The sequence below is a fragment of the Novosphingobium sp. EMRT-2 genome (assembly GCF_005145025.1).
Lineage (GTDB): Bacteria > Pseudomonadota > Alphaproteobacteria > Sphingomonadales > Sphingomonadaceae > Novosphingobium.
The window spans coordinates 3,608,654-3,620,834 of the sequence record NZ_CP039695.1; the positions used below are offsets into that span (position 1 = coordinate 3,608,654).

Annotated in this window: 11 protein-coding genes, 1 tRNA gene and 1 pseudogene; 6 read left to right on the forward strand and 7 right to left on the reverse strand. The window is 64.0% G+C overall.

Annotation, left to right across the window (positions count from 1 at the left end; genetic code table 11):
• The first annotated feature begins 51 nt into the window (after window positions 1-51).
• On the forward strand, window positions 52-1,137 hold the full coding sequence (locus tag FA702_RS17475) for an AraC family transcriptional regulator (RefSeq protein ID WP_210417566.1): 1,086 nt from the start codon (window positions 52-54) through the stop codon (window positions 1,135-1,137).
• Between the two features lie 147 nt (window positions 1,138-1,284).
• Here FA702_RS17475 and FA702_RS23565 read toward each other — a convergent pair whose 3' ends face one another.
• The 7 genes and pseudogenes from FA702_RS23565 to FA702_RS17505 all read right to left on the reverse strand — a co-directional run bounded on the left by FA702_RS23565 (window position 1,285) and on the right by FA702_RS17505 (window position 5,770).
• On the reverse strand, window positions 1,285-1,647 hold the full coding sequence (locus FA702_RS23565; protein ID WP_370385482.1) for an SEC-C metal-binding domain-containing protein: 363 nt from the start codon (window positions 1,645-1,647) through the stop codon (window positions 1,285-1,287).
• Complete coding sequence (locus FA702_RS17485; protein WP_255504641.1) at window positions 1,544-2,239, reverse strand: phytanoyl-CoA dioxygenase family protein; 696 nt, start codon at window positions 2,237-2,239, stop codon at window positions 1,544-1,546. Before FA702_RS17485 ends, FA702_RS23565 begins: the two co-directional genes overlap by 104 nt.
• 127 nt (window positions 2,240-2,366) lie before the next feature.
• A pseudogene (locus tag FA702_RS17490) lies at window positions 2,367-3,300 on the reverse strand (IS5 family transposase).
• 100 nt (window positions 3,301-3,400) lie between these two features.
• A complete protein-coding gene (locus tag FA702_RS23570) occupies window positions 3,401-3,733 on the reverse strand; it encodes an Arm DNA-binding domain-containing protein (protein ID WP_370385483.1) in 333 nt (110 codons plus the stop codon).
• 162 nt (window positions 3,734-3,895) lie between these two features.
• Window positions 3,896-3,970 (reverse strand) — tRNA-Gln (locus FA702_RS17495).
• 89 nt (window positions 3,971-4,059) lie between these two features.
• Window positions 4,060-4,926 carry a glutathione-dependent disulfide-bond oxidoreductase gene (gene yghU, locus FA702_RS17500; RefSeq protein ID WP_136957134.1) on the reverse strand — a complete coding sequence of 289 codons (867 nt, stop codon included), beginning with the start codon at window positions 4,924-4,926 and terminating at the stop codon, window positions 4,060-4,062.
• A 175-nt stretch (window positions 4,927-5,101) separates the two neighbouring features.
• Window positions 5,102-5,770 (reverse strand): HAD-IA family hydrolase, encoded by a 669-nt coding sequence (locus FA702_RS17505; RefSeq protein ID WP_136957135.1) that lies wholly within the window; start codon window positions 5,768-5,770, stop codon window positions 5,102-5,104.
• A gap of 60 nt (window positions 5,771-5,830) precedes the next feature.
• Here FA702_RS17505 and glmU point away from each other — a divergent pair, with 60 nt between their 5' ends.
• The 5 genes from glmU to FA702_RS17530 all read left to right on the forward strand — a co-directional run bounded on the left by glmU (window position 5,831) and on the right by FA702_RS17530 (window position 12,181).
• Window positions 5,831-7,210, forward strand: coding sequence for a bifunctional UDP-N-acetylglucosamine diphosphorylase/glucosamine-1-phosphate N-acetyltransferase GlmU (gene glmU, locus FA702_RS17510; protein ID WP_136957136.1), 1,380 nt, complete (start codon window positions 5,831-5,833; stop codon window positions 7,208-7,210).
• A gap of 82 nt (window positions 7,211-7,292) precedes the next feature.
• Window positions 7,293-7,547 (forward strand): ribbon-helix-helix protein, CopG family, encoded by a 255-nt coding sequence (locus FA702_RS17515; RefSeq protein WP_136957137.1) that lies wholly within the window; start codon window positions 7,293-7,295, stop codon window positions 7,545-7,547.
• Between the two features lie 3 nt (window positions 7,548-7,550).
• Window positions 7,551-7,919, forward strand: a complete 369-nt coding sequence (locus FA702_RS17520) for a type II toxin-antitoxin system VapC family toxin (RefSeq protein WP_136957138.1) — start codon at window positions 7,551-7,553, stop codon at window positions 7,917-7,919.
• 12 nt (window positions 7,920-7,931) lie between these two features.
• Window positions 7,932-9,755, forward strand: a complete 1,824-nt coding sequence (glmS, locus tag FA702_RS17525; protein ID WP_136957139.1) for a glutamine--fructose-6-phosphate transaminase (isomerizing) — start codon at window positions 7,932-7,934, stop codon at window positions 9,753-9,755.
• A 65-nt stretch (window positions 9,756-9,820) separates the two neighbouring features.
• Window positions 9,821-12,181, forward strand: a complete 2,361-nt coding sequence (locus FA702_RS17530; protein ID WP_255504642.1) for a bifunctional diguanylate cyclase/phosphodiesterase — start codon at window positions 9,821-9,823, stop codon at window positions 12,179-12,181.

Below are 12,181 nucleotides of genomic sequence, written 5' to 3' on the forward strand. Positions count from 1 at the left end.
GGGCTTATGGGGTGGTTTGTCGGGGCGATCTCGCCGATTTGGAAATCGGCCATGAAATTCGGGGCGTTCGATGCACATCGATCGCCAGAAGCAATTGAGGTCATGCACGTAATGGGGCGCGTCATAATGACAGTCGACGATGGCAGGGCGAACCATGCCAAGCTCTACGGCGTGTTGTTCGCAGGCGCTGCGGCGGCTTTCTGCCTTCACACGCTCATGGGGACGCGGCTGGGTGCGGCTTCCCAGATGCTGGCGATCATCGGAGGTGCGACCTGCGGCTGGTCGTGGTTGGTCGTGCGCGCGTTGTTTCGGCAGCCTGGGTCCCAACGCCAATGGTGGCCGCTGATCTTGGTGATCACAATGGTGGCGCTTGGGGCCGCATTACGACTTGGCGACGACACCGCCTCGCCGCTGTCACGTATGGCCTATAACGCCGAAGGACTGACCAGTTCCGCGCTTCTACTGCTTGCGGCTATCGAGCCGTTGAGAGGCATGGGCCGCGCGCTGCCGCGACAGGAAAGGCGCTTCCGGTTTGGTTTCGCCGCCACTTACGTGGTGATGCTGGCGATCGCTGTCCTTTGGGTCGACGGAGCGCCGGCGGACAGTGAAACAGCGCGGTTGGGGGGTGTGGTCAAAGCACTGTGTGCGCTCGCGTCCTTGATGGGCATGGCATTCGCGATCTGGTATCGCTCGACCCATCCGATCGCCGACTTTGCGAAAGCCAAAGAGAAGGGGCGAATACAGGCTGACGACCATGAACTTGGGGAGCGTATCCTGCACGTCATACGCGGTGAGAAGGCTTTCGCTCAGCCCGACCTGAAGGTCGCTGATCTCGCGCGCCAGCTTGGGGAACCCGAATACAAGGTTTCCCGATGTATCACAGGCGCGCTCGGTTTCAGAAACTTCAACCAGATGACCAATGCTTTCCGCTTGGAAGAAGCGAAGCGGAAGCTCGCCGACCCGGCGTTGGATCATTTGCCGATCCTGACAATCGCGCTTGACTGTGGCTTTGGTTCGATTGGTCCGTTTAACCGCTTCTTCAAATTGGAGACCGGCATAACACCCAAACACTTTCGGCGTTCAATGCGGTTAGCTGCGCCGAATTCTGATCGTTGCGTACCTCGTTCAGGCCGGTGAAGGTAGGGCGGGTTTCGAAGAGGCAATTTGGAGCCCTGAATGGCGAATATTGCGGCGGCCCCAGATACGGGGCTGGCATTCGCCCGCCCCGCCAGGATCAGTCTCGCCAGTAATCATGGCGTTCGGCGCCGTCGAAAGCACCCCGTTTCAAGACAGCACCGCTTGAAATCTGAGGCCCGAGTTGCACGGGCAGGGATCGTTGCGCCCGAGCTTTTCAACCAGTTCCTTGTCGCCATGGACAAAGCGCAGGCCGCGCTTCACGCGGGTTTCGGAGGGGTAACCTTTGCGGCGCTTAGACGTGCGCTCGAAAGCAGGGTAGGTCGAACGGGTCGCGATTGATTGCCATCGTGGCCTCCTGTCGTTGTGGGGCGTGGCCAATAGCATGAGAGTCCGCGTCGATCGAGGATCAAGTAACTCCCAGCCAGGCGAGGCCCTCGGGTAATTCTTCAGCGCTGAAATCGATCTGCAGCACACGCCGCCGCCGGGGCTTAATCGCAGCTTCGGAAGCATGGAGGATCGGCGTGGAATAGGCCCAGACGTCGCCAGCCAAGGCGGTGCAGGCAATCGGGCCGCAGCGAAGCGCCGTTTCTTCGACCTGATCCGCTGACACGCGCCCGATCTTATGCGAACCCGGAGCGATCAGCAGCGGCGCATTCGTGAGAGGCACATCGTCGAGATGGACGCGCAGCGTGACCATGCGCGCCAAGAGGTCGAATGGCGGCGCGACATGAAGCAGGCCGGCCTTCATCGACCATGGGCCATACCCTGGCGCATCTCCCCGATGCCGCACGCAAATCGTCCGATCCTGATGCCATGCAAGGGACCAGTTCGTTTTTTCGGTCTTGTCGAACAGAATTGCGCGGACCGCTTGGCCCGTGGCTCCCAAGGCCCGCTGTGCCGCCAGCCCTATTGACCCAACAGGGGCAACGTAGGTTTCGAGCGCCCTAAATCCGCTTATCCGCACGCCTGCTTGCTCTGCCGGGAGTAAAGCCACCGTGGCCTCCAGCGATTTCAAATGGGAAAGAATCGCGCCCCTGAACAAGGCCGCGCCATGTTCCTCGAGGGTAAGATGATCGAGCTCGCTGTCCATCTGCATGGCCATGGCTAGGCCGGGGAAGTCGCATTTGCAATGACGGTTTCTCGGATTTCGTAGATGAGCAAATGGGCAGTTTTGACGGGCTTTTTTGCATAACGTCAGACGGGCGTAAACGCATGATTAATTGCGAGTATTATGAGACACGCACGGAGTTCGGCGTTCCGATTTGCGAGAAGCGATTGAGGATTACAGCGCGGACTTTGATCTCGGTTACCTGACGCTCGAAGGTGCGCGCGGCGACGCGCGGGCCGAGCAGCTTGAAGCAGTGCATCTTGGTCTCGGCCAGGCTGCGTCGATGGTAGCCGCTCCACTTCTTCCAGATGGCCCTACCCAGTCGTTTCATCGCGCGCAGCGTCTCGTTGCGAGCCTCGACGCCAGGCCCGTACTCGGTCCATGCCTTGCCGTTGCGGCGAACCGGGATGACCGGATCGGCACCGCGCGCATCGATGGCCGCGTGGCAACCTCTGGTGTCATAGGCACCGTCGCCGCCAACAGTGACAATGGTCTCATCCTCGGGGATCTGCGCCAACAGATCCGGCAGAGTCTGGCCATCGCCGACGGCATTGCTCGTGACCTCGATCGCCCGGATATCGAAGGTTTCCGCGTCGATGCCGATATGCACTTTGCGCCACTGGCGGCGGTAAGAAACGCCGCGTTTCCTGGCCTTCCATTCACCCTCACCGATCATCTTGACCCCGGTGCTGTCGACCAGCAGGTGCAGACCGCCAGCACTGAGCCTGCCGCCCAGATCGACCGGCAGGTTCTTCTGGCGCCGGCACAGCATCGTATGATCCGGGGCCGGCCAGTCCAGGCCCGTCATCCTGAGCAGGCTCTGGGTCAGACCCGTCAACCTGCCGCAGCGGAAGTTGAAACAGCCCTTTCAGCGTCAGGCAAAACTCGATCGCTCGGTCCGAAAACCGCAGTCGCCGCCCAGGTCGGCCATAGGGCGCTGCAAACCAGTTCATTCCAGGATCGAACCACACATCCAGTGAGCCTCGCCGCTTGAGCGCTGCATTATACTCGGGCCAATTGGTCGTGCGATGCTTCGGCGGCGTCGGCTTGGGCATCCAGACCATCTATGACATCCGATTCCTCAACAGAATCCATTACCTTGTTATGCAACAATGCCTCGGGCTGGGTGTCGTCGTGCCGACCGAGGACGATCTCTTACGGGTCGCTGTGCTTCCCGGAGCGTCTGCGATCGCACCCGCGACCGGGTGGCCCGATGGAAGGCAGGTGCGCTTGACCGACCCGTCCGGCAACGCGGTGTGGGTCGTTTGCGTGAGCCCACTCACGCGCTCCAGCCATCGTTTGAGCCGGAAAAAGCCCGCCAAACAAGGTGGCCACCTTCTTTGTACCTGCAACGAGGCGGCGGTAGCGCCAACGCTTCTTGCCGCTTGGCAAAGCCTCCAAAACGAGGCCTGGGGTCTGCGGATCGGCTAGCAACCCCTTTCGCAGCGCATTGATCGCTGCGGGTGAAAACGTAGACTTCTTTGCCATAGTCCCGACTCCGGTCGGCCGTTGGCACAGATAAAATCATGGCAAAAATCCTGGCAAAATAGCCGTCAAACCCGGTCTGACGCAGGCCAGCCGAGTCTAGCTAAATTGCTTTGAGAATGTGCCGTAACCCACTGGAAAAAAGCCGAATCATGATGACTCGACTGGCTGGGGCGGCAGGATTCGAACCTGCGAATGCCGGTACCAAAAACCGGTGCCTTACCACTTGGCGACGCCCCAGCGGGTCGCGCGCTTATAGCGGGGCGTTTGCGTAAGGGAAGGGGGCGCGTGAACTTCTTCGCGCGCCCCGCATCCGGGCGGGTTTCGGGTCAGAAACCCTTGACGATGCCTTGCAGTTTCTCGGGCGGCAGCGTGTCGAAATCGCTGGCGTCGTGCCGTTCGGCCAGCCCCTTGGCCGAATTGACCAGACGGCCGCGCAGCACGCCGGGGCGCGCGTCGATCTCGCCCACCCAGCGGCCGACGTGTTCGTATTCGTGCATCGACAGGAACGTCGCCGCTTCGCCATAGGCTTCGCCGCGATAGAGGTTGCCGAACCAGGTGTAGGTGGCGATGTCGGCGATGGTGTAATCGTCGCCGGCCAGGAAGCGCGTCTTGGCCAACTGGCGGTTGGCGACGTCGAACAGGCGCTTGGTTTCCATCGCGTAGCGGTTGATCGCGTATTCGATCTTGATCGGCGCGTAGTTGTAGAAATGGCCAAAGCCGCCACCGATGAACGGGGCGGAGCCGACCTGCCAGAACAGCCACGAGAGAGTTTCCGCGCGCGCCTTGCCAGACGTGGGCAGCAGTACGCCGAACTTTTCGGCCAGATGCATCAGGATCGCGCCGGATTCGAACACGCGGATCGGCTCGGCGCCGCTGCGGTCGACCAGGGCAGGGATCTTGGAGTTGGGGTTGATATCGACGAAGCCGGAGGAGAACTGGTCACCCTCGAAGATCTTGATCAGCCAGGCATCGTATTCCGCGTCGCTGAAGCCCAGCGCCAGCAGTTCCTCCAGCATGATCGTGGCCTTCTGGCCGTTGGGCGTGCCCAGCGAATAGACCTGGAAGGGATGCTTGCCGATCGGCAGCTCCTTGTTGTGCGTTGCACCGGCGATCGGGCGGTTCACGCTGGCGAAGGCGCCGCCGTTCTCCTTGTCCCAGGTCCAGACTTTCGGCGGAACGTACTCTTCAGACATGGCCGGCTCCTTCGCGGATATTGTTAGTCTTGCTATCATTTGCCCTGCGCCAGCCCCGTCCGCAAGCGCGGATGCACGGAGGGCGATCGGGCTGCCGCTGAATATGGCGGCGCGGCGCCGCGACACCAGACCCGAAAGTCCGATGTTTGTCATTGTCGCGCTGAAACGAGAACTTTCAGAGTCGCTCGAGCGTGGGCACCAGTTCGTCGAAATGCCCGATCACCGCGTCGGCGCCGAGCTCATGCGGCGGCAGGTCGTGGTAGCCGAAGCCGACCGCGACCACCAGGATTCCTGCTGCGCGCGCCGCGCCGATGTCGAAGGTGGTATCCCCCACGAAAGCGGCGCGGCCGCCGCCGCAGCGTTCGATCATGGCGCGCAGCATGTCTGGCGCGGGCTTGGCGCTTCCGGGGCCGAGTGTGTCGCCGCCGATCACAGTGGCGAAGCGATCGAGCATCCCGAGTTCCTCGAACAGCCGGACCGCCATCGATTCCTTCTTATTGGTGGCCACGGCGATCCGGACGCCGCGCGCATCCAGCGCGTCCAGCATCGCCGCGCCGCCGGGGAACAGGCGCGAATGGCGGGCGATGTTCTCGGCGTAGAAGGCATAGAGCTGGTCTTGCAGCGCGGGTAGAGTCGCCTCGTCCACCCCGCCGCTGGCAGCGAGCGCGCCGCGCAGCATCTGGCCTGCGCCACCGCCGACGAAGCGGCGCACTTCTTCCACCGGAATGGTCGGCCGCCCCGCGATGGCAAGCGTATGGTTGAGCGCTTGGCCGAGATCGCCCAGCGTATCCAGCAGCGTGCCGTCTAGATCGAAGCCGACGATGTCGAAGGGAAATGGTGCCATGGGCAGGGCACGTGGCGGACCGTTCTGGAAAGCGCAAGCATTTGCTGGCAATGACCCGGTATGACCGAACCGAATCCTGCCGCCCCCGACTCTCCCCTTGCCATCATCGTCCTTGCCGCAGGCAAGGGCACGCGCATGAAGAGCGATCTGCACAAGGTGCTGCACCCTATCGCCGGCCGGCCGATGCTGCTGCACCTGCTTGCCAGTGCCGATGCGCTAGCGCCGGAACGTTGCGTCGTCGTGGCGGGGCATGGGCGCGAGCAGCTGGAGCAGGCGCTGGGCGAGCGCGCGGCCATCGCCGTGCAGGACCCGCAGCTTGGCACCGCCCACGCCGTGCAGCAGGCGGAAGCGGCGCTCTCCGGCTTTTCCGGTGACGTACTGATCCTTTACGGCGACGTGCCTTTCGTCAGCGCGGAAACCATGCGTGCGATGATCGACCGGTTGCATGGGGGCGATGCGCCGGCGGTGGTCGTGCTGGGGTTCGAGCCGGCCGACACGCTCCAGTACGGGCGCGTGATCGCGCAGGACGGACGCATCGTGAAGATGGTCGAGCACAAGGACGCGAGCGAGGCGGAGCGTGCTAGCCGCGTGTGCAATTCGGGCCTGATGGCGGTGCGCGCGGCGGATCTGTTCGGCCTGCTGGCGCGCGTGGGCAATAATAACGCGCAGGGCGAATACTACCTGCCCGATATCGTCAACATCGCCATCGCCGATGGCCGCGCCTGCTCGGTGGTGATAACGGCCGACGCGGACGAGGTGGCCGGCATCAACAGCCGGGGCGAACTGGCCGAGGCCGAGGCGCGCTGGCAGCAGCGCCGCCGGGCGCGGGCGATGGCCGATGGCGCCACACTGGTCGCGCCGGAAACCGTATGGTTCGCGTGGGACACCGTGATTGGCCGCGACGTGACGATCGAACCGAACGTCTGGTTCGGCCCCGGCGTGGCGGTGGCGGACAAGGTGGTCATCCATGGCTTCAGCCACCTGGAAGGCGCGACCGTTGGCGAAGGGGCGCAGATCGGCCCGTTCGCGCGGCTGCGCCCCGGCGCGAACCTGGCGAAGAAGGTCAAGGTCGGCAATTTCGTCGAGGTGAAGAACGCCAATCTGGCCGAAGGGGCCAAGGCTAATCACTTGACCTACCTGGGCGATGCCGACGTGGGGGCGGGGGCCAACATCGGCGCGGGCACGATCACCTGCAATTACGATGGCTATTTCAAGTATCGCACGGTGATCGGCGAACGCGCCTTTGTAGGCTCCAATTCGGCGCTGATCGCGCCGGTCAAGATCGGCGCGGATGCGATCGTGGCCGCCGGCAGCGCGGTCAGCCGCGATGTTGCCGCGGGGGAACTGCGCATGGTGCGCGCGGAACAACTGATCAAGCCCGGCTGGGCGGATCGCTTCCACGATGCGATGAAGAAGAAAAAGGCGGAGAAGAAGGGATAGGCGCTGCGCACAGTGGGATCACGGCCGGAACGGTAGGAAATCCTGTTGCAATGATATCATGATATGATATCGGTATATCACGATGACTCGCATTCTTGCCGATCTTCCCGATGATGACATCCAGTGGCTCGATGCCCGCGCCGCCGAAGAGGGCAAGTCGCGCGCGTCGGTGCTGCGCGAGGCGGTGGCGAGCTTCAAGGCGCAGAACCGTGCGTCGCGCCGCAGCGACTGGATCGCGCGGGGGGCGGGGTACTGGAAGGACCGCGCCGATATCGGCGATGCGGTCGATTACCAGCGGACGATCCGCGACGATCGCACGCCCTATGATCAAGTGTGATCTGTGGCCGATCCGTTCTTCGACACCAACATCCTGGTCGATTGGCTGAAGGACCGCCCGCAGGCCGTGGCCGAACTTTCGCGCTACAAGCGGCACCGGATCAGCCGGATCGTCTGGGCCGAAATTCTCGCCGGCGAACCGCTCGAACAGCGCGATACCATGCAGCAGATCATCGCGCCGTTCGAAGTGGTGGAGATCGATGCGCGTATCGCCGCGACGGCGGCGGACATCCGCCATCGCAGCCGCATGAAGTTGCTCGACGCGCTCATCCTTGCGACCGCGCAAGTCAATGGCGCTATTCTCGTGACACGAAATACCAAGGATTTTCCGGCCAACATGCCGGGCATCCGTGTTCCTTACACCCTCTGTTGAAAGTCGCGTCCCATGTGCGGAATTATCGGAATCGTCGGGAAGGATGAAGTTGCGGACCGGCTCGTCGATGGCCTGCGGCGGATGGAATATCGCGGCTATGACAGCGCCGGCGTCTGCACGGTGCACGACGGTCAGCTCGTCCGCCGCCGCGCGGAAGGCAAGCTCAACAACCTCGTGCTCGAGCTGGCGCGCAATCCTGCGCCCGGCACGATCGGAATCGCCCACACCCGCTGGGCCACGCATGGCGCGCCGACCACCAGCAACGCGCACCCCCACGCCACGGGGGAAGTGGCGCTGGTCCACAACGGCATCATCGAGAACTTCCGTCCCTTGCGCGAGGCGCTGATCGCGCGCGGACGCCGGTTCGAGAGCGAGACCGATACCGAAGTGGTCGCGCATCTCGTGTCCGAACAGGTCGAGGCGGGGGCGTCGCCACAGGACGCGGTCCGGGCGGTGCTGCCGCAACTGCGCGGGGCGTTCGCGCTCGCCATCGCCTTCCGTCAGCATCCGGACATGCTGATCGGCGCGCGTCTCGGCTCGCCGCTGGTCGTGGGCTATGGCGAGGGCGAGACCTACCTGGGGTCCGACGCGCTGGCGCTGGCGCCGCTGACGCAGAAAGTATCCTACCTCGAAGAAGGCGATTGGGTCATCATCACGCGCGATGGCGCGCAGGTCTTCGACGTCGACAACACCCCGGTGAAACGCGCGATCGTCGCCTCCGGCGCGACGGCAGCCGCGATCGAGAAGGGCAACTACCGCCACTTCATGCAGAAGGAGATCTTCGAGCAGCCGATCGTCGTCGCCCAGACGTTGCGCAGCTATCTGCGCCGCGTGGACCAGACCGTCGCGCTGCCGCAGATCGATTTCGACCTCTCGAAGATCAACCGCGTGACGATCGTCGCCTGCGGCACCAGCTATTATGCGGGCATGGTCGCGAAATACTGGTTCGAACGCTTCGCGCGCCTGCCGGTGGATATCGATGTCGCTTCGGAATTCCGCTATCGCGATCCGGTGCTGGAGCCGGGCGGGCTGGCGCTGTTCATCTCGCAATCGGGCGAGACGGCGGATACGCTGGCCGCGCTGCGCCACTGCAAGGCGGCGGGCCAGACGATCGCGGTGGTGGTCAACGTGCCGACCAGTTCGATGGCGCGCGAGGCGGACCTGCTGCTGCCGACGCACGCCGGTCCGGAGATCGGGGTCGCCTCGACCAAGGCGTTCTCGTGCCAGCTTGCCGTGCTGGCGGCGCTGGCGGCGCACCTCGCGGCAAAGCGCGGGATGATCGACCGGGCCGAGGAAGCCGATATCGTCAACCAGCTGGCCGAAGCGCCGGCCGCGCTCAATGCCGCGCTGAGCCACGACGAGGAAATCGCGGCGATGGCGCCGCTGATCGCGCCGGCGCGCGACGTGCTCTATCTGGGGCGCGGCCCGGACTATCCGCTGGCGCTGGAGGGGGCGTTAAAACTCAAAGAAATCAGCTATATCCACGCCGAAGGCTATGCTTCGGGCGAGATGAAGCACGGCCCGATCGCGCTGATCGACGAAGCGGTGCCGGTGATCGTCCTCGCCCCCAGCGGACCGCTGTTCGAGAAGACCGTCAGCAACATGCAGGAAGTGCGGGCGCGGGGCGGCAAGATCGTGCTGATAACCGATGCCGATGGGCTGGCCGAGGCGGGCGAGGGCTGCCTCGCCACGATCGAGATGCCGCGCGTCCATCCGCTCATTGCGCCGCTCGTCTATGCGGTGCCGGTGCAGTTGCTGGCCTATCATGTCGCGGTGGCCAAGGGCACCGATGTCGACCAGCCGCGCAATCTCGCGAAGAGCGTTACCGTCGAATAGGACTGGTTTCCCAGGGCCGCGCTTACCATTGTTCAAGGTTTGCGCGGTAAGGCGAGGGCGTGCAAATGCCGTCGTCGCTCCCTATCCAGACACTGCCGCGCAGTCTGCCGGTCATGGCCGTTCTTGGCCTTGATGAACCGGTCGAAGGCGACTGGGCAAGGCTGCGCGGCTATCAGTATTTCAGCGCGTTCCGTCGTATCCATCTGAAAGTCGGCATGAATGTGCTGGCGGCCCTGTTCCTCGCCTTCGTGAGTTTCGGGGCAACGCGGCCCCTCGTGATCGTTGGCTGGATGGCGCTTCTTGCCGGTGTGCTGCTTCAGGGCATGCGCCTCGACCGGGGGCTGGCCGATGCCGATCGCCGCCGCGTGACGAGGCCGGAAATCGTCCGCCACGCGCTGTGGATCGTGGCGCTGGCATTGGTGTGGGCGCTGCCGCTGGCTGTATTTCCCCTGTTTGGGCATGTGGACAGGCTGGCGCTGTGGATGGTGATGACGGTGATTATCGCCGGCATGGCCTATGCGCTGGCCGCGGTGCCGCTGGCCCCGCTGCTTTTTGGCGGTATCGTGGGCTTTGCCGGCGCTGCCAGTTTCGTGTGGGCCGGACAGATCGTGAATGGCGGACTGGCGCTGGCTTTCGTGACTATCGTGGCCATCGGCCGGATCGAGGCGGCGCGCGCGTTCCTCAACGCGCGCATGGCCGAAGCCGGCATGGCGGAAAAGGGCGAGGTCGTCTCGCTGCTGCTGCGCGAATTCGAGGAAAGCGGGGCGGACTGGCTGTGGCAGATCGATACGGCCCGCCGGGTCCGCGCCGCATCCCCGCGTTTTGCCTTCGCGCTCGGCTGCGAGCCGGACGAGGCCGATGGCAAGCCCCTGATCCAGCTTATTGCTGGGCCTTCGTGGGATAGCGGTCAATTCCATTCCAGCCTGCACGATCTGGCGGAACGCCTGAAGCGGCGGGAGAGCTTCTCCAACCTCATCGTCCGCGTCACCATCGATGGTGGCCATCGGTGGTGGGAACTGTCGGCATCCCCCAAAGTCGACGAGAACGGCGGTTTCGCCGGTTTCCGCGGCGTGGGTTCGGACGTGACCGAACAGCGCGAAAGCTCGGAAAAGATCGCCTATCTCGCCAGCTACGATACGCTGACCGGCCTGCCCAACCGGATGATGGTGACCGACACGCTGGGCGAAGCGATGGCGGACGCCGACAAGTGGCGCACGCGTTGCGCGTTCCTGATGATCGACCTCGATCGTTTCAAGGCCGTCAACGATACGCTGGGGCATCTGGTGGGCGACCAGTTGCTCGCGCTCGTTTCCGAACGGTTGCGCAAGCTGATGACCGACAACGAACTGTGCGGCCGGCTGGGCGGCGACGAATTCGCCATCGTCCTGCGCGACGCATCGGATACGGATCGCATCGCCCATGTCGCCCAGGCGGTGATTCATGCGCTGTCGCAGCCGTATCAGGTGGACAGCCACACCCTCTATGTGGGGGCAAGCGTTGGATCCGCCATCGGGCCGCGCGACGGGGCGACCGTGGAAACGCTGATGCGCAACGCCGATCTGGCGCTCTACCGGGCCAAGGACAGCGGCGGGGGTGTGCATTGCAACTACGAACCCGCGCTTCATGCCCATGCCGAGGAACGCCGGCAGCTTGAGTTCGCGCTGCGGCGCGCGCTGGAACGCAACGAACTGCACCTGACTTATCAGCCCGTGGTCGATGCCACGAGCGAACAGCTGGTGAGCTTCGAGGCGTTGCTGCGGTGGAACAGTGCCGAACACGGCATGATCAGCCCGGCCAAGTTCATTCCGCTGGCCGAGGACACGCGGCTGATCGTGCCGATCGGCGAATGGGTGCTGCGCATGGCCTGCCTCGAAGCGGCGCGCTGGCCCGATCCGATCAAGATCGCGGTCAACGTGTCGGGCGAACAACTGCTCGATCCGGCCTTTGCGGACACGGTGGTCAGCGCGCTTTCCGCCAGCGGGCTGCCGCCGCACCGGCTGGAGATCGAAGTCACCGAAAGCATCTTCGTGCGCGATGGCACGACCGCGCAGGCGACCCTGCAGCGCATCATGGCGCTGGGCTGCGGCGTGGCGCTGGATGACTTCGGTACCGGCTATTCCTCGCTGGGGTATCTGCGGCAGATGCGGTTCTCGACAATCAAGGTCGATCGCATCTTCGTGCAGGGCGCAGCGCGGAAGAACGCGGAAAGCCTGGCCATCGTGCGCGCCGTGGTGGCCATGGCGGACAGCCTGGAAATGTCGACCACGGCCGAAGGCGTCGAGACCGAGGAGCAACTGGCGGTGATCCGCGCGCTCGGCTGCAAGAAGATCCAGGGCTACTACTTCGGCCGCCCGATGCCCGCCGAAGACGCGCGGGCACTGTTCACGCGCGAATATCCGCAGCGCAGCGGCGATGTGGCTGCCTGA